This window comes from Sphingobacterium sp. UBA7038 (assembly GCF_002494055.1).
GTDB classification, from domain to species: Bacteria; Bacteroidota; Bacteroidia; order Sphingobacteriales; family Sphingobacteriaceae; genus Sphingobacterium; species Sphingobacterium multivorum.
Window position 1 is genome coordinate 19,305 of sequence record NZ_DLAV01000023.1, and the last position, 18,572, is coordinate 37,876.

An 18,572-nucleotide genomic window follows, 5' to 3' on the forward strand; every position below is an offset into this window, starting at 1 on the left:
TTTTATGTTACACTTACACTCGACTATAGCAATTGTATTATTGCTAGCCCTGGTGATATCGATCGTGATCACCCTATCAAACTATTTAGGCAACAAACCGTACAACCGTAAAATTGCTTTATTGGGTTTCATTGCATCGCATATTCAATTATTGGTGGGATTGATCTTATTCTTTTATTTAAAGTATCCATCGATGATCTCTGGCGCCGTAATGAAAGATCCGACATTACGTTTTAAAATCATCGAACACCCTTTAACCATGATCATTGCTATTGTATTGATTACAATTGGTTACTCTAAAGCTAAAAAGATTGAAAATGCAAAAAAAGCAAACCAAACGGTTGTTATTTTCTATATCATCGGTTTGATTTTGATTCTTTCACGTATTCCTTGGTCTACTTGGTCTCTTTTCGCGTAGTCTGCGATAATCATACAAAAGAAGGCTTCACCGTTGTGAGGCCTTTTTTGTGCCTTGTAGATCATGAAAGCATAACGGGACGGGATCGTCAACAATGAACTTGAGTTTAAAAAAAGGATTAAAATAAAAAAGCCCCAGTAAACTGGGGCTTTCAAATATCTTAGTTTACTTTTAATTAGTCACGGTTTTTTCCAAATCCCAAAATTCCGAAAACGGTTTTGAATGCGATAAGTGCACCTACGATCATAGCAATATTAGCTATTGCGGAAAACAAAAAAGTTTGTTGGCCCAATGCCGTACATACATCCGGTACAAAACGGATAAATGTACCTATTAAACCTAAAGCGATCGCTACTACTAATGTTTTGTAGTAATGAGTTTGGTTCGCATTATTATCAGTTGTCTTTGGACCTCTTGGTTGTACAGTTTCTGCCATTTCAATTTCGATTTTATTCGATACAAATGTACAAAATAATCTATGTTAGAAAAATAAAAATGAAAAAAGCGGAACCACTGTCATTTCATCCCCCAATACTGATAAATTAACCCCGTTTGACGCATTTAAAATATCTTTAAATGGCGCCGTATAGACGCTTGAAAAATCTACTCAGCGTCACCTTTACCTACAAAACTATCCAACTCTTTATTTACCTCATCCAGCAACTGTTGCTCTGTTGGTAAATAAAGCTCATATTGACTGGAGACAATCTGCTTTTGGTCTTCCGGAAGGGTAAATTTGACGACCGCATCGTTTTTACTGGCACAAAGTAAGATGCCAACTGTCGGATGCTCATGGGGAAGTTTTTCTATACGATCATAGTAATTGACATACATCTGCAATTGACCGATGTCCTGATGCGTTAATTTATGGGTTTTAATTTCAATGATCACAAAACTTTGCAGCAGACGGTTGTAAAAGACCAGGTCAACGAAAAACTCATCGCCCTCGATATGGATACGTTTTTGTCTAGCGACGAATGAGAAGCCATTTCCTAATTCGAGTAAGAACTCTTGAAGATGGGCAATAATGGCTCCCTCAAGATCTTTCTCATAGTAAGCGCTTTCGCGTTTCAAACCCAAAAATTCCAGTACCATTGGATCTTTGATAATCTCCTTCGCATCAGAAGGCATCTTTTCCTTTTTTGCTACAGCCAGTACACTTTCCTTATCGTTGCTAAGCAGCAGGCGTTCATATAGATTAGTATTAATCTGCCGCTCAAGCTGTCTGACTGTCCAATTATTCTTTATGGTTTCGGCAATATAAAACTCCCGCTGTTCCTCGCTATTAAGACTTAAAAGCAGCTTATACTGGCTCCAACTCAATTGCGTCCACAGTGTAGACACAATTGGAAATGTGCGATAAAATTGGCGGTACCAATTTAGCTGTCTATACGAAAAACCACTACCAAACTCAGGCTGTAATTCTGCTGAAAGATATTTTATGATGTATTTCCCATAATCCGCTCTATCCTTACCTTCCTGCTCCTGTTCAAAAATACGTTGGCCAATATGCCAGTACATCAATGTGCGCTGATGATCGACAGCACGAATCGCATTATCTTTGGACTGCGCAATAATTGCCTTTATATCGGATACTAAAGTTTGATCGGACAACATAATTGTTTATTTTATTGGTATTACTTCTGTAAGTGAGCAATACAAAGATAGCAAAAAAACAAACAATATACTAAATATTTTAGTAAATAAATTAAAAAATAATTTCCTTTAGCATGTCTGACTTTAAATGTATAATACCTCAATAACAACCATCCTATGGAAGGGCTAATCTATTGACTTAGATACTCCAATGCTTTTTCCATTACCTCATCCCTACCTTCGCGAATCCCCTTGATACTCGGTTTGACAATCTCATCAATTTTAATACCTACACGCTGGGTTTCACGTTGATCGGGATAATATATCCCCAGTCCGGAAAGCATTGTCCGCTGATTGCCCGGTAACTCTATGGAACTGACATTGCCATCAGCACCCGCTGTCGGTGATCCGAAAACCTTGACATTGGAAGCTGCCTGATAAGCCATCACATGATATTCCGCAGAACTCTGGGTATCTTCATTGACCAGAATAGCCACTTTCCCCTGATAGCAATCATTGGTATTCTCCCCAACTTGTAATGGGCTGCTCATTACAAAAGTGCCGGGATATTGAAGGCTCGTACTGCTAAAACGAACGAAATCAGTAGGCTTGGTCAACAACAAGGGTGTAAGCTTGAATACTAAAAAATCACCGGGATAATTGCGGTCATCAATCACAATACCTTTTACCTTGCTCCAGTTTGCCATATTTTCTGTGATCATCTTAGCACGCAGTAAACTGTGATTGATATACAAAATATTATTGTCCAGCATCTTAAAAGGCACGGTATCTCTTGAAGCAGGTTTAATTTGGCTAGAGGGTATCGCAGCAATATCTACTTTAATCGGCCGGCCATCACGCACTAACTCACAGGGCACAATCTCGCTATTGCTTGTCACAAGCTTTCGCGCCAGATCACGGTTGGCTACAGCTTCATTCGGTGTACTCATATAAGCCCAAAGCGAATCTCTGATTTCTTCAATCTTTTTATGTTCCTTACTGATGAGCACATCTCCTATGCTAAGTTTATCTCCGGATTTCTCACTATCAAAAACTTTAGTTACCACAGCTTTTCCTTCTATCATTCGGATCTCCACCGGCATACGGTACTTGCCATAATAATTTATCAGTCCTTTGGGCATGCTCCAGAGTCCGGTATGTGCATCTTTTACCTGGGATACCATCTTGAGAAGTGAAAGGCCATAAGAACGATCATCCCGACTCAGGATCATTTCGGGCACAGCGGTCTTTAAAACAGCATCCCATTTCGGATCCGTCAGATGTTTATAGGGGGAAAAATATTCGATCATATTCCAAAAGCGAAAGAGCGCCAATAAACGAAACCCCGCATCTGCAGAAAATACATTTTCATATTTTTTTTCATTCTTGAAAAGAACATTGCCAGCACCTCCAGCAAAACCAAAATAATGATGTTGATCAAAATTACTGTAGCGAATACGTCTTAATTTATTCTTGATATCATTGTTAAAAGAGAGACCATCAATCCAGCTATAATCTACTTCATGAACCACATTTTCAAGCTGTGGCTTGGCATAGTTGGCCGTGGCACCGAGACTGTCTAAGAGCATCGCATAATGAGCCTCAACAGATTTATTATCCTTTGCTCTAATAATAGCGTCAATGGACTTAAACAACTGCTGATCCCAATCATATTTTCCTTGCGCCACAGCGGGATGTCTATATTTCAGGAAACCCCATATTCTCCCTAAATCCACTAAGCGTTGATCAATCTCGGGCGTAGTATTAAAATCAGAAATCCCCGAACTTGCAGGTTCACTGATCCCTTTCGCAAATGGCACAAACATTCCTACTTCTTTGGTAATATCCTTACCATCTACAGTAATGAGCACATCATCAACCCACATCTTACCTTCCCCAGAAAGAAAAAATGCAATGGATATCCCTTCGGTCTGGTTTGGCACCAATTTAGTTTTCAGCTTAATATTTTCCCAGTTTTTTGTCCCATTCATTTGGCGGTTAGCCATATTGTCGAAAAAGACTTTGGGATCGATCCGTAGCATCATCGACGCATAAGACCCTGCGATGATATTCTCACGCTTGATCATCGCAGACACTTCAATGGAATCCCCCTTTAAATTTGATGGTAACCACATCATAATCCCTCCGAAAGCGCTGTTCTTCTTTATACTTTCAATCCGAAGTGCTCCTTTTGCACTATAATACGTATCGTGATCTATACCACTCTTAAAAGCCGTCGTATCCCCAACCTTGAACCAGGGATTTATAATCGGTTGATCAAATGAAAAGTTAAAATTTTGTTGACTAAACACAGGAGTAGCTACCGTTGTTAGAAAAACAACAAGGAAAATAAATAGGCGATTAGATTTCATAATTGAAAATTTTCATTAAATTAACCATTTAATGAATTATTAACAAAACATTTTTAACTTTCCACAACAATCTTTTTCTCGCTTTCCTCCGAGATTTTAAAATTTTAGGTTCGTTATAAAAAGCAGACAGAAAAGGAAATACACTACAATTTACTTTTATTCTATCATCAAGTTTGACTAAATTCACAAACAAGAAGAAAAGCAAATGAAAATAGTAGACAATTATTTATCTGGTTTAAAGAAAGCATACTATAGTAATGGTGGTGAAGAAACCTGGGATCATTTTGAACGGATTAAACATGGTGCAAGCAAAATAGATCTAGCGAAACTCCAGGAAGCATTTCCGGCAATCCCTCAGGGACTGGTAGATTTGCTCGAATATGTCGACGGGACTTATTGGCGGACCTGACAATAGACTAGCCCTTTAATGAAAATGAGTCGAATAGCTTAATTATAGAACCTGTTCATATAATCAATCCAGATCAAAAAATAGCAAGATAAAGCTGATTTGCAAAACCTATTGGATGGATGAAGATGTATAAAAAAACTCAATGACTGCCTTTACATTAAGATATCCCATCATATTGATCCACGGCACGGCTGCTGGGGATAACAGTTTATTTTGGGGCAGGATCCCCAAGACTTTCAAAAAAAACAATATCTCATTTTTTTATGGCAAGACCGATGGTTGGGGCAGCGTGGCTAACAATGCACAGATGCTGAAAAGAAATCTGTCAGATCTTGCAGAAAAAACAGGTGCCACTAAATTTAATCTCATCGCGCATTCTAAAGGAGGGATCGACGCCCGCTATTTTATTTCAACGCTAAAGGGACATCAAATGGTAGCCTCCTTAAGCACAATATCCACACCACACTTAGGAACACCAATAGCAGACTATCTAATGGAAAAACATCTATCCAGAGATTCTGTTACAAAAAAACTGATCCAACGTCTTTCTTTCTTATTTGGAGGGCAATCTCCCGCACCAATCGAACTAATTCGAGATCTCAGTGTAAAAGAAATGCGTGTTTTCAACCAGCTCAACCCCAATATGGACAATGTATTTTATCAGAGCTTTGCTTCGACAATGACTAAGCCACAAGATGATTTGTTCTATGCTTTGAGTTTTAAATACCTGAGGCGACTGGTAGGTGAAAATGATGGGATGGTCCCATTAGAAAGTGCAGTTTGGGGAGCAAACTTTAAACATATTCATGCTTCTCAGGGTATCTCACATGCTGGTATTACCGATGTCATCCGTAAAAATATTGGGGATGTGGATATACCGCAAATCTATTTAGACATTATTCGTGGATTAGGAGCTTTAGGATTATAACTATTAACAAATGTATACACTATACACGCTGATTTTTTTGATATGGTTTGGCATCCCAGGCCTATTCATCTATTTCACGTACTGGATCCTAAAAAAGTCTGGCCGTAAAAAGTTGGGAACTATCGTCTCGATTATTTTAATCTTGCCTTTTCTTATATTCGCGCTATACTTGCTATTTGATGATCTATTATTCTCTAAATCTGATGCAAGAAAACTACTCAGCGAACACCATATCACGCTAAAAGATGATTTTAAAATTATTTCCAATCAAAGTGGCGGCTTAAGAGATTACACACATCAATTTGAACTATCTATCTCCGAAAAAGACAAACAATCTTTTATTGATCAACGAAGCTGGAGTGACAAAATGGATGAAAGAATAGAAGTTCATACCACTGCAGTAGACAGATATGAAGGTGACACACTACGCGCTAATTATCACGACAAAGATTCCTATACCTATTCCATGTATCGTCCAAATGGCAAAGGCATCACTCCAACATTTATAAAAATCTGTGTATCCAATCATAAAAATACATTGACATACGAAGAGATCTTAGACTAATTCAATAACTGGCTGGCAGCCGTTGACTGTCGAACAGCGGATCCTCTTTCCTTGCTATCTGCATCTACAGCACCATTCTCAGAATAGCCTTTTTTAGTCTTCTCCGCAATTAGTTTTTCAGCATCCTTTAGACGGGCTTCCTCAGAATCAAAGGTTTTACTTTGCCCAGCCGTTCCGTTTCGTCCGTAGTTGACATCAATTAATTCGCTTACTGTTTAAATATAATGAAAGTAGCGCAAAAAAACGTATATTGACATTAAATCACAGACAGATCATGCGTATATATTTCTTATTCAGTTTTTCACTGCTATTAGTTACATTAACTTCAGAAGCCAAAATTTCAACAGTGGAAGAGTATACCCGAATATGGTCCGATCCCCCTTCTGACAATATGAAAAAGTACATGATTAAAATGGCTATTTCAGAAGGCTTAGATAAAAAATCCATAAAAATAGAAACCGATAGCTGGGGAGAAGTTATTCTTTCAGATATGTGGAGAAATACCATTAAATTTAGACGAGGTAGCCTGGGTGAATATACAACCGTAAATAAGAGTGGTATTAAACTGACTATAAAAGAAGACTTTTCAGGAAATATTGTCGTAAAAGATGAGGATGGAGGTGAAACTACTGTCAGAAAAAACAGTAGCGGCGATTTCGATCTTCCTAATCTAGACAGAAGTCCGTCCACAGTTTTTAAAAATATACACGGCAATTTAGAAATACGTGATGAAAAAGGAAATGTAAAAACTGTATCAAAAAATATTTTTGGAGGTCTCGACATCCGAGATAATCAAGGCAATAGCTCAACGATATCTAAAGATATTTTCGGCAATATGGAGATTCGAGATAACAAAGGTAATTCAAGCCGGATAACAAAAGATATTCTTGATAATCTCACTATCGAAAATAGCAATGGTCAACGTACCACAGTGAGAACTGATATTCTAGGTGGTAAAACAATTGAAGATAACAGGGGAAATCGTGTTTCCGTTCGAAAAGATATATTTGGAAATTATGAAGCTAGCGACAACAATGGAAATAGTGCATCCATGAAAAAAGACATTTTTGGCAAAATAGTTATTGATGATCCAAAAGGTATTTTAAATGACGCAGTGAAATTGCAATTGATCCAAGAACTTTCAAAGAACTAATTTTTTTCGAAAATTCACCTATTTTACAAGTGAATAATCCAAAATTACGATGGATCAAATATTATCGATTTAATTATAAATGAACTAACAAAACATCCTGAAATATCATACCGCAGGTCAAACACAAATGAGCTAAATATCTTTTGCACTCCTACTCAGGATTTTGACAGCACCTTTTTTTGAGGAATGATGAAAGGCTCAAGAACGTATTTACAAAGGTTTCAACATTCGCATAGTTAAAGATTTTCAAAAGAAAATTAAAATCCCTAAAATTGCAGTCTCATTTCAAGGAAATCGGATTTGATGTATTGATGCTATCAATCCTCAAATGATATTAGCGCTATGCAAATAGACCCTAAAAAGGGAAAACGCGAATTGAATAAAAATAAAACGATGAAAAAGATTATATTTTTTCTATTACTGATACCTTTTTGGGCAGCTGCTCAAGAACAAAATATTCAAAACTTTATCGTAAAAGAAAACCTTTCCAAAAATGGAAAACTGGCTGTAGTTGCATTGGATTCATTGGGAAACACCAATGAGACCATTAATGGCAATTACCTATTTACCATCAATGGTTTCTCGCAACCACTACAATTTCATGAGGGTGTTGCTGTCCCTAATCAGAAAATTGAGTCATCAACCTTTGTTTTCTTTAGCCATAAGAATCAACAAACTTCCAAGGGACGTTTATTCTATATCTATAAGAGCGATAGCGGACTCTCTCCTTTTGCCATTAGCGGATTGATGTTTTTGATTATCCCGGCCATTGTGTTAGGAATAGCTTACATGTTTAAAAAAGTGATTATGACGGCCATCGCGCTGGCTATAGTTTTCTTTTTATTCAACCATTCCCAAGGTTTGGATTTGAGTAAAATTTTTGAATCAATATTTTCAAGTCTCAAAAATCTCATCGGTTAACAAAGCGGTTTGTCTGAATGTCCCATCAACTGGTGGGATCAACGTAAATCATAACGAAACAGTTAGACATTAGAACGGCATACCGATTCCAAAATTGTATTGAATAAAATTGTACCTGTCGGGCCTATGGGTTTCATAATATTGGGCCTTAAATTCTTTGGAATCAAAGAAATGCTTGATAACCCATTGATCAGCACCTGAGAATTGCGGATCTTTTAGTTTAAGCCCGGCATCTAAGCGAATGACAAAATAGTCCGAATCGAAACGAAGTCCGAAGCCGGTACCAATGGCGACCTGCCCAAGAAATTTATTGAATTTAAACTCCCCCCCCGGATTTAGTTCTTCATCCTTCTTCAGTCGCCAAACATTTCCTATATCCAAAAATGTTGCTCCATTCATCTTTGCGCCCAGGAAGTTATTGAGTAACCTGAATCGATATTCGGCATTTGCTTCCAGTTTAATCTCCCCCAGTTGATCCAAATTACGCAGGTTTAAACGCAAATCCTCACTAAGACTCTGCCGGTTATAGGCACCTGGCCCCAAGGTACGTGCCTGCCATGCGCGTATGCCATTCATCCCGCCGCTATAAAAGCTCTTTTCAAAAATCAACAGTTTAGAGTTATTACCATAAGGAATCGCTATCCCCGGATTAAAACGGAAGACAAACTGCCTATTTCCACCGAGATTTCGGTATAAACGATAATCGAATTCTGTCTTGGCGTATTGAAGAAAGGGCACACCGAATATTTTTTTCTCACCATCGGCATTCTTAGGCAATTTTGCCAAGGAGCTAATAAGATCCAATACGTTTCCACTCACGTCCAATGTTCCTCTGAAATATTGAAAGTCCTCCTTGCTATTCAATTTTTTACCATTCAGGATAAAGGTATATTGTGTCCCTAAACCAAAATACTGACGGTCGTTGCTACGTACATACAGCTGATAACCTTCCTGTACAAGCTTGTTCCGAAAATTGGAATCCAAGCGTCCATCCCGATACTCCAACACAATAGGCGTAAAACTATGGTACTTATTTTCTGTTTCATACCATGAGTAATTCAGCGACGTGATGAAATAGCGGTTTGAATAGGTTTTATCTTGATCGAACAACTGCAATGTCATCGAGTAGGTCGTTTTGGGCAAACCAAACTTTCCACCTGGATTAATATGAAAGGGAACCATTAGACGAGGAATGACCAAATTTACGCCCGCTTGAAAATCGTTATTGAATATTTTGCTGGAAAGCCCACCTGCGAGGCGCGGATCAAACAATACACCATAACGTAATTTCACTTCCAATTGCTCCGAACCACCAAAGATATTACGTTGAGAGAATGTATTTCCAATATTAAATCCGCTCATACCCGAACTAAAGGTATACTCGCCCTCTATCTGGTTTCCCATCCGCGGTCTTGGAACGAAATCATAGTGCACATCGAGTTTATTGGAATCTTTTTTGACAAACTGCATCTTGACAGAACGAAAACCATTCATCTCATACAATCGGTCATATGACTTATTTTCCTCCCGCAAGGAATAGTACTGACCTGAGCGTAGATACATATAGCGTTCCAAAGGTTTCCACCTGAAACTATTTGTTTCATCAACAAATAAAAGACGTTTTGCAGAATCTAGGATACGACGTGGCTCCTTCTTCGACATTGTTCCATAATTCCTTATCGTCATATAAACACTGTCTATTTGATACTTTTTATGTATCGTAGAGTCAGATGGATTTTCGACATTAATTTTCAAGTCGATCAAAGGTCCATCGATAGTTGAATCTACCCCAGCACGCATATATTGCCTTACATAATCGTAATACCCATTGTTACGCATCGAAATATAAAGTTTCTCCCGCTCATCGAGCAACTTTGCGGCATCGTACTGGGTATTGGATTTTACAGCAGTTTTGGGGAGTACCTCCCGTTCAAATATTGCCTTAATATCTTCATCCTCAAATTTTCGATCTATATTTCTAACTTGATATGGGACACCTTCATCCACTTTAAAATCGATATGTGCTCGCTTTTTGGAAACTGAAATTGTTGGTTCGACCTTAGCTTTGAAATAACCTTTTGAAAATAGAAAGCGTCGGATTTGATTGGCGGATAAATCGACCATTGCCGAATCCAACAAATGAGGTGGTTCGCCAACATTCCGAATTTTCTTGGTTTTATAACGCCCGTTTTTAGTATTGAACGTATTGTAAATAAATAGATTTACCCTTGAATTAGGTCTTATTTGATTGGAAATATACGTTTCGGATGATTCTTTCAATGCAGGGGTGACACCAGAAATCTGTACTTTTGTAACCAGAGCTTGGTCATCGTCAAGATATTTTGAAGAACGGCATGATGCAAAAAATAACACTAAAAGCGTTATACTTGCAAATCCGATAAAACGAGGATACTTAATCATCAATAAAAATGTTGTCAAAAGCGCAAATCAGTCTAATAACGTCTCTACAAAATAAAAAGTATAGAAAACAACACGGCCTGTTTATCGTTGAGGGTATAAAATCCGTGATGGAATTTATTTCATCAAGCTATGAGGTTGAGTCTATTTTCTACACGGGCGACGCAAACACAAAAGTGGGTAAAATCTCGCATAATATAAAATCCTATGAACTAACGGATACTGAATTCCAAAAGATTAGTACACTGAAATCGCCACAAGGTATCCTCGCTTTGGTCAAACTTCCTTTACAGCAGAAAATTGTACCAAGTAATTTAAAAAACAAGTTTAGCCTTGTACTCGATGATGTGCAGGATCCAGGCAATCTGGGTACAATTATCCGCACGGCGGAGTGGTTTGGAATCGAACATATTATCTGTTCCATTGGAACTGTAGACGCCTACAACCCTAAAGTAGTGCAAGCAACCATGGGCTCACTGGCTAGACTGCAAATCCACTATACTGATTTAACGGATTTTATTCCGGCTACTGGATTAAAAGTGTATGGCGCCCTACTTAATGGTCAATCCATTTATCAGACTGTGTGGGCTAATGAGGGGCTAATTGTTATGGGGAACGAGGGAAATGGCATCAGTGATGAAATAATAGCGTTGATCGATCAAGCTATCACTATTCCGCGCATAGGCCAAGCCGAATCACTCAACGTAGCCGTTGCAACGACCATCTTCTGCAGCGAAATAGTCCGGCAACAGTTGATCTAGTAAGCTATATGATCTGAATTGCCGCTTATAACTTTTGATGTAGCCCGATCCTATTTCCTTCAGAATCTTCAATCTCCGCAACAGCAAATCCCAGATCGGCATGAAAAGTGGCGGGATATAGCTCTTTTCCACCCAAGCTCATGGCCCTTTCCAACGTAGTAGATATGTTTTCTACATGTAAATAAAGGAGTACTCCCTCGCGTGTAGGTTTATAAATTTCGCCTTTCGCCAGGGCGCCAGTAATCCCAGATAAGGTTTCTTGAAATGGAAAGTAAGCCATGTGGTTATCGTCAAAATCTTCCTGTTCAAAGGTAAAATTGAATAACTGGCTATAAAACGCGATTGCGCGATTCAAATCCGATACCGGAATTTCAAAATAAACACCAGGATTTCTAAGTTCTTGCATGTTCTAAATAAAGGGTCTTCCCAAAAATAATCTTTTTTTAGGCACTAACGTCCTCGCCTTCGTATTTTCTATCTTATATAAAGAATTCTATTATTTTTCCACCAAAAGAAACCGCATAATCGTTCCAAAAACTGTACATTTGCTCCATTCCCTAGAAGGATGGATAATCGCCACAATCCATTATTCTTTTTTGAATACTCACACACGATAAAAATAGCGCCATGCCAGCTGAACAGAAATCCATCTATACGCTTCAATTTATTTTACTTTGCTTAAGCTCACTCCTATTTTCTTCTAGCTTCAATATGATCATCCCCGAACTACCCAATTATCTGAGCAGTTTGGGCGGAGCAGAATACAAAGGGTTGATCATAGCGCTGTTTACATTGACTGCCGGAATTTCGCGGCCTTTTAGTGGTAAATTGACCGATCGCTGGGGACGTGTACCAGTCATGGCCATTGGATCCATTGTCTGTTTCATCTGTGGTTTTCTTTATCCCATTTTAACATCAGTCGCGGGCTTTCTATTCTTACGATTGATACATGGTTTTTCCACTGGTTTTAAACCTACCTCAACTTCTGCTTATGTCGCCGATCTGGTTCCACAAAAAAGATGGGGTGAGGCGCTTGGGATGCATGGATTGGCCTTTAGCGTCGGTACAGCTGTCGGCCCAGCAATTGGCAGCGCTATTTTCGAGGCCTTTGGTATCAATGTGATGTTTTATTGCTCTTCTTTCATGGCACTTCTCTCCATCCTTATCGTCATTAACATGAAGGAAACACTGGCGAAAAAAGAGAAATTCAATCTCTCCATGCTCAAAATAAACCGAAAAGATATCATTGAATGGCGTGCACTACCTGCGGGAATCGTCACGTTTTTATCTTACACCGCTTATGGAGTCATTTTAACCCTAATTCCCGACTGGAGTGAATACCTTGGACTCAAAAATAAAGGGCTATTTTTCCTAGCCTTCACCATTGCGTCAGTATTGATACGTTTTGTTTCCGGCAAAGTTTCGGACCGTTATGGAAGACCTAAGGTTATTGTTGTCGGAATAGTTATTATCGCGATTGCACTCGTTGCTATTGGCATTGGAAATAGTTTCATTGGCATGATGATCGGCGCAAGCATCTATGGTGTAGGCACGGGTATACTCTCCCCTGCTGTGAATGCCTGGACGATTGACCTTAGTTTACCCGAACATCGCGGCAAGGCGGTTGCAACCATGTATATCTCCCTTGAAGCCGGAATAGGACTTGGCGCACTGCTTGCTGGATTGTACTATAGTGATGTTATCCTACGAATTCCAGTCATTATGTATGCCAATGCAGTAGTTTTGCTACTTGCTCTGACCTATATGCTGAGCTGGCAGAAAAGACACAGGGCCGTAAAATAAAGAAATTCAAGCGTCAAAACGACCAACAATCGATCGTTGCAAGGCCGAAATAAAAATAAGGGAACAGTCCCTTGTTTTTAACTTCGATTTTTTACTTTTGATCGTATCATGGTTAGCAATTATTTAAAGCTTCAATATACTTTACTGTCTCGGCATATTCGCGCTACAGGACTGCCGGTTTGGCTCGCCTTTCTCCTGTTGTTTGGATTATGTTATTTTGCTTATTATGCATTGGTTCAATATCCGCTTTTTGGTTGTTATGCCCTACTGCTTGGCAATTTCCAAGCACTGTTTCTGCTCACAGAAAAAAACAGAAATGACTTTCTCAAAAATACATACAGTAAATACGATTTCCACAAAATCAGAATATTGGAAAATGGCTTGTTAACGCTGCCGTCCTTCATCATTCTTTTCCTCCACAACCAATGGGGCTATGCAGTGTTATTAGCTATTTTGGCTATTATCTTTGCATTTTTGACATTTAAGGCTTTCGGAAAATCTATTCCGACACCTTTCGCAAAAAAACCTTTTGAATTTATCATCGGATTCCGACGGAGCTACCTGCTCTTGCTTGTATTGTATCTCTTGGCCGGAATCGGCTTTTATGTGGCCAATTCCAATCTTGTTTTATTTTGTGTGGTTTGCATTGCGCTCGCCTGTGTTTTCTATTATCAATTACCGGAACCTATTTTTTACCTTTGGAATAACCATTATACACCAACAGTCTTTCTGATGCGAAAGTTTAAAAGAGGAATTTTACAATGTCTACTCTTGGTACTGCCCCTTCTTTTTCTGTATGTTATAATCTTTCCATCGGATTTATTTAATGTCTGTATTGTATTGGGCGGAATATTACTTTTGCTTCCTTTTGCAATCATCTTAAAATACGTCGCTTATCCACGGGAGATCAATTTCCCCGAAGGTTTTGCATTGGCACTTTGTTTTAGCTTTTACCCCTTGATCCTTGCGCTATTGCCCTTTTATTATATCAAAGCAATCAACAATCTAAAAAACCACTTATGATCGAGCTTACGAATATCAGCAAGTCCTTTGGACGGCATCAAGTGCTCCACGAGATTACTTACACTTTTGAAAGCGGAAAAGTATATGGTATCGTCGGTGAAAATGGCGCCGGAAAGACAACGCTGTTTCGATGTATTGCTGGACTGGAAACCGCCTCGGGAAGTATAAAATCTGATTTGGCGCCGCTCAAAAACAATTTAGGTTACCTGACCTCCGATCCATATTTCCTCTCTAAGCTCACAGGTGAAGAGTATATTTATCTGCTGACAGATGCGCGTGGTAAACAGATCAAAAACCTCAGTGAAAGAAATATTTTCGAGTTGCCCTTAAAAGAGTATGCGAGCGACTATTCCACGGGTATGAAAAAAAAACTAGCCCTGACAGCTACTTTACTTCAGGACAATAATTATTATATCCTTGACGAACCTTTTAATGGCATTGATCTACAAAGCAGCATTATTCTTACGGAGATTATATTACGCTTAAAAGCGATGGGTAAAACGATCCTAATTTCGTCGCATATCTTTTCCACACTAAAAGATACCTGCGATGAAATCTTGGTACTCGAAAATGGCAGAATCAGTAAATCTGTTAACAAAGAACTGTTCGGAGACTTTGAGGAGGAAATGAAAGACAAAATACTACAAAAAGATATCGACAAATTGTGGCTTTAGCATGCCTAACACTTGAGATAAACAATATGGAAAAACACTTACCTATACTGGAAACTGAACGTTTAATTATCCGTCCAATAGAGATGGATGATGCCGCTTATTTTTTCGCGATGGATTCACAGCCGGAGGTTCATACCTTTCTGAATAAGGAGCCTGTTCAATCCATTGAAGAAATGAAAAAAGCCATCGCGCCTATTCAACAACAATATGAAAAATACGGTATAGGCCGTCTAGGGGTCGTTGAGAAATCAAGCAATCAATGGATAGGCTGGACGGGATTTAAATATATTGATGAATTGGAGAACGGACGTATCGGTTTTTTAGACCTTGGTTACCGTTTCAGAACGGAATCTTGGGGAAAAGGCTATGCGACAGAAGCTGCACAAGCCTGCATGCAATATTATAGAGAACAGCTGATCCATTTTGAAGTACATGCCATCACACATACGGGAAATCTGGGTTCAAGACATGTCTTGGAAAAAGTAGGATTTCAGGTGACTGAAGAATTTCATTTCGATCTATGGGATATTCCCTGTTATTGGTATGATTTGGCCACTGACAACGAAACAAGCTAATTATATTAGTTTTAAAAACTAATTTTTTTAACTTTTCATAGTTTCGCTGGGATAAAACAAAATGGTTTTGTATTTTTACACGTTCGAATAAAATACTATTTCGAACATTTCTGTATTGTACAATTTAATCTATTGCTGAGTAAATGAGTGACGAAACGAACTTCCCAACGGAAGATAATCAAGAAGAACTGGGATCAGGAAAAACAGAGAGCGGAAGTCAGACGATACCTTTATCAGGACTATACGAAAACTGGTTTTTGGACTATGCATCCTATGTTATCTTGGACAGAGCCGTACCACATATCAATGACGGTTTGAAACCCGTACAACGTCGTATCCTCCATTCCTTAAAGGAAATGGATGATGGAAGATATAATAAAGCTGCCAACGTCATTGGTAACACGATGAAATATCACCCACATGGTGATGCTTCTATCGGTGATGCCATGGTACAATTGGGACAAAAAGATCTCTTGATTGACTGTCAAGGTAACTGGGGTTTCCCAATTACGGGTGACTCTGCTGCTGCTCCACGGTACATCGAGGGAAGATTATCCAAATTTGCAAATGACGTTGTCTTCAATCCCGAAACGACTGAGTGGCAATTAAGTTACGATGGACGGAATCGCGAACCTGTCACCCTTCCTGTAAAATTCCCGTTATTATTGGCTCAAGGTGCCGAAGGGATTGCTGTTGGTTTAGCGACCAAGATTATGCCCCACAATTTCATTGAGCTAATTGACGGATCAATTCAGGTATTACACGGTGAACGTCCGAATATCTTCCCAGACTTCCCTACGGGTGGTATGGCCGACGTTTCAAATTATAATGAGGGGCAACGTGGTGGTAAAATCCGTGTACGTGCAAAAATTGAAGAACGCGACAAAAAGACGCTCGCAATTACAGAAATTCCATTTGGAACGACAACCGGCGGTCTGATTGAAAGCGTGGTTACCGCAAACGATAAGGGAAAAATTAAGATCAAAAAAATCGAGGATAATACAGCGGGAAATGTAGAGATCATTGTACATTTGGCTCCTGGAATTTCTCCCGATGTAACGATCGATGCATTATATGCCTTTACCGCCTGTGAAGTCTCTATCTCTCCTAACACCTGTGTTATCAAGGATGAGAAACCTCACTTTATGAGTGTCAACGACATTCTGACTGAAAACACAATAAACACCAAAAATTTATTGAAACGAGAATTGGAGATTCGTTTAAACGATCTTCAAGAAAAAATCTTCTTCAGTAGTTTATTAAAAATATTTATTCAAGAGGGGATGTACAAGCATCCGGATTATGAAAATGCAGGTGACTTTGAGGTTGTTGTGCAAGTTCTGAATCGCTTATTTGAGCCTTTCTTCGATCAATTTTACCGCGAGATTCGTCCAGAAGATTACAAAAAATTGATCGATAAACCAATGAGTAGCATTACACGTTTCGACGTTAAAAAAGCGGACGAAATGATGAAAACACTCGAAAATGAGATCAAAGAAGTCAAGCGTCATCTACGTCAATTGACGGAATATGCCATTGCATGGTTTGAGAAATTGCGTGATAAATATAGTAAAGACCGCGAGCGTAAAACTGAACTGCGGGTATTCGACAAAGTAGAAGCGACCCAAGTTGCGCTAGCAAATACCAAACTATATGTCAATCGCGAAGAAGGATTTATTGGTTCGGGAATGAAGAAAGATGAGTTTGTATGCGACTGTTCGGATATCGACGATATTATTGTATTCCGCGAAGATGGCAAATATGTTGTCAGTAAAATTCAGGATAAAGTATTTGTTGGAAAAGGAATTATCCACGTTGCTGTTTTCAAAAAAGGTGATGAACGGACAATCTATAACGCCATCTATAAAGAAGGTGAAACTGGAACCAGTTTTATCAAACGTTTCTCGGTAGTAGGAGTTACGCGAGATAAGGAATATGATGTGTCCAAGGGATCCAAGGGCTCAAAAATCCTGTATTTCACAGCCAATCCCAATGGTGAAGCGGAAGTCGTTAATATACAGCTTAAGCCGCACACAAAATTGCGTAAGTTGAATTTTGACATGGACTTTGCCGAGATTGCAATCAAGGGCCGTGCTTCACAAGGAAACATTGTATCAAAATATCCTGTCAAAAAAATCAGCTTTAAAAGCTCTGGAGTCTCCACACTAGCAGGACGAAAAATATGGTACGATACCATCATGAAACGTCTAAACGCAGATGAGCGTGGACAATACCTTGGCGAGTTTGACGGCGACGACAAGATATTAGTAGTCCTTTCGGATGGTAGCTACGAATTAGCAAACTTTGATCTAAGCAACCACTTCGACGAGAAAATGATCCGGATCGAAAAATATTATCCAGACCATATCTATACAGTCGTGCATAAGGACGGCAAGAGCGGAACGTACTTTGTCAAACGTTTTAAATTTGACGATCAGCCTATTGGAAAACGTATTTCCTTTATCAATGAAGATGCAGGATCCAAACTGATCCTGATGAGTAATGCAGCTGAACCGATGGTCAAATTGGAGATTTTAAAAGGCAAATCCCAAACGGAAGAAACCCTTGATCAACCTTTGACTGAAATTATTGACGTAAAAGGAATAAAAGCGCAAGGAAACCGCCTATCTTTCCATACCGTAAAATCGGTTACACTATTGACAGCGGATGAAGATTTAAGTCAAAAAAGTAAAGAAAAGGCAGCCGAATCAAGTACTGATACCACAGAACCAACAGTTGATAGTACGACGACAGAAGTTGACAGTTCCGTGAACGAAAAAGAGGTCGAGTCAACCGAAAAAAATGACGACATCAAATTGGAGATCACCAATCCAAATGATATTCAAATCGATGATAAAGGACAGATGGAAATGTTCTAACTCATATTAAATACACAAAAAAAGCTCGAATAAATATTCGAGCTTTTTTTTGGGATACAACACCTTAAATATTGTCT

At 38.8% G+C, this 18,572-nt stretch carries 18 protein-coding genes; 12 read left to right on the plus strand and 6 right to left on the minus strand.

The window, feature by feature from the left end; genetic code table 11:
- The first annotated feature begins 4 nt into the window (after positions 1-4).
- Positions 5-418 carry a hypothetical protein gene (locus B3H30_RS15730; RefSeq protein ID WP_070567195.1) on the plus strand — a complete coding sequence of 138 codons (414 nt, stop codon included), beginning with the start codon at positions 5-7 and terminating at the stop codon, positions 416-418.
- 175 nt (positions 419-593) lie between these two features.
- Here B3H30_RS15730 and B3H30_RS15735 read toward each other — a convergent pair whose 3' ends face one another.
- The 3 genes from B3H30_RS15735 to B3H30_RS15745 form a co-directional block, all read right to left on the minus strand.
- Positions 594-854: a hypothetical protein gene (locus B3H30_RS15735; protein ID WP_070567197.1), complete on the minus strand. Its 261-nt coding sequence runs from the start codon at positions 852-854 to the stop codon at positions 594-596.
- A gap of 167 nt (positions 855-1,021) precedes the next feature.
- On the minus strand, positions 1,022-2,035 hold the full coding sequence (locus B3H30_RS15740; protein WP_286727378.1) for a PDDEXK nuclease domain-containing protein: 1,014 nt from the start codon (positions 2,033-2,035) through the stop codon (positions 1,022-1,024).
- A gap of 170 nt (positions 2,036-2,205) precedes the next feature.
- On the minus strand, positions 2,206-4,386 hold the full coding sequence (locus B3H30_RS15745) for a S41 family peptidase (protein WP_286727379.1): 2,181 nt from the start codon (positions 4,384-4,386) through the stop codon (positions 2,206-2,208).
- A 205-nt stretch (positions 4,387-4,591) separates the two neighbouring features.
- Between B3H30_RS15745 and B3H30_RS15750 the strand changes: the two genes are divergently transcribed.
- The 3 genes from B3H30_RS15750 to B3H30_RS15760 all read left to right on the plus strand — a co-directional run bounded on the left by B3H30_RS15750 (position 4,592) and on the right by B3H30_RS15760 (position 6,288).
- Positions 4,592-4,795 carry a hypothetical protein gene (locus B3H30_RS15750; protein WP_070567203.1) on the plus strand — a complete coding sequence of 68 codons (204 nt, stop codon included), beginning with the start codon at positions 4,592-4,594 and terminating at the stop codon, positions 4,793-4,795.
- 142 nt (positions 4,796-4,937) lie between these two features.
- Positions 4,938-5,723, plus strand: a complete 786-nt coding sequence (locus B3H30_RS15755; RefSeq protein WP_201639501.1) for an esterase/lipase family protein — start codon at positions 4,938-4,940, stop codon at positions 5,721-5,723.
- A gap of 10 nt (positions 5,724-5,733) precedes the next feature.
- Positions 5,734-6,288, plus strand: coding sequence for a hypothetical protein (locus tag B3H30_RS15760; RefSeq protein ID WP_286727380.1), 555 nt, complete (start codon positions 5,734-5,736; stop codon positions 6,286-6,288).
- Here the strand turns inward: B3H30_RS15760 and B3H30_RS24900 are convergent.
- A complete protein-coding gene (locus B3H30_RS24900) occupies positions 6,285-6,488 on the minus strand; it encodes a WGR domain-containing protein (protein ID WP_083296024.1) in 204 nt (67 codons plus the stop codon). The genes B3H30_RS15760 and B3H30_RS24900 overlap by 4 nt on opposite strands.
- Before the next feature lie 212 nt (positions 6,489-6,700).
- On the opposite strand from B3H30_RS24900, the gene B3H30_RS15765 reads away from it, so the two are divergent.
- Entirely contained in the window at positions 6,701-7,441 is a 741-nt protein-coding gene (locus B3H30_RS15765; protein WP_286709850.1) for a hypothetical protein, read from the plus strand.
- 393 nt (positions 7,442-7,834) lie between these two features.
- A complete protein-coding gene (locus B3H30_RS15770) occupies positions 7,835-8,362 on the plus strand; it encodes a hypothetical protein (protein WP_070567618.1) in 528 nt (175 codons plus the stop codon).
- Positions 8,363-8,431: 69 nt separating this feature from the next.
- On the opposite strand, the gene B3H30_RS15775 is transcribed toward B3H30_RS15770, so the two are convergent.
- Positions 8,432-10,783 (minus strand): BamA/TamA family outer membrane protein, encoded by a 2,352-nt coding sequence (locus tag B3H30_RS15775; protein ID WP_286776892.1) that lies wholly within the window; start codon positions 10,781-10,783, stop codon positions 8,432-8,434.
- A gap of 8 nt (positions 10,784-10,791) precedes the next feature.
- Here B3H30_RS15775 and B3H30_RS15780 point away from each other — a divergent pair, with 8 nt between their 5' ends.
- Positions 10,792-11,541 carry a TrmH family RNA methyltransferase gene (locus B3H30_RS15780; protein WP_070567214.1) on the plus strand — a complete coding sequence of 250 codons (750 nt, stop codon included), beginning with the start codon at positions 10,792-10,794 and terminating at the stop codon, positions 11,539-11,541.
- A 25-nt stretch (positions 11,542-11,566) separates the two neighbouring features.
- Here the strand turns inward: B3H30_RS15780 and B3H30_RS15785 are convergent, their stop codons facing one another.
- On the minus strand, positions 11,567-11,947 hold the full coding sequence (locus B3H30_RS15785; RefSeq protein ID WP_112374217.1) for a VOC family protein: 381 nt from the start codon (positions 11,945-11,947) through the stop codon (positions 11,567-11,569).
- Between the two features lie 221 nt (positions 11,948-12,168).
- Between B3H30_RS15785 and B3H30_RS15790 the strand changes: the two genes are divergently transcribed.
- The 5 genes from B3H30_RS15790 to B3H30_RS15810 all read left to right on the plus strand — a co-directional run bounded on the left by B3H30_RS15790 (position 12,169) and on the right by B3H30_RS15810 (position 18,495).
- Entirely contained in the window at positions 12,169-13,344 is a 1,176-nt protein-coding gene (locus tag B3H30_RS15790) for an MFS transporter (RefSeq protein ID WP_070567216.1), read from the plus strand.
- Positions 13,345-13,452: 108 nt separating this feature from the next.
- Complete coding sequence (locus tag B3H30_RS15795; RefSeq protein WP_286727382.1) at positions 13,453-14,367, plus strand: hypothetical protein; 915 nt, start codon at positions 13,453-13,455, stop codon at positions 14,365-14,367.
- On the plus strand, positions 14,364-15,041 hold the full coding sequence (locus tag B3H30_RS15800) for an ATP-binding cassette domain-containing protein (protein ID WP_286727383.1): 678 nt from the start codon (positions 14,364-14,366) through the stop codon (positions 15,039-15,041). The genes B3H30_RS15795 and B3H30_RS15800 overlap by 4 nt, the downstream gene beginning before the upstream one ends.
- A gap of 26 nt (positions 15,042-15,067) precedes the next feature.
- Positions 15,068-15,616 carry a GNAT family N-acetyltransferase gene (locus B3H30_RS15805; protein ID WP_286727384.1) on the plus strand — a complete coding sequence of 183 codons (549 nt, stop codon included), beginning with the start codon at positions 15,068-15,070 and terminating at the stop codon, positions 15,614-15,616.
- 143 nt (positions 15,617-15,759) lie between these two features.
- Entirely contained in the window at positions 15,760-18,495 is a 2,736-nt protein-coding gene (locus tag B3H30_RS15810) for a DNA gyrase/topoisomerase IV subunit A (protein WP_115047656.1), read from the plus strand.
- Positions 18,496-18,572: the final 77 nt, after the last annotated feature.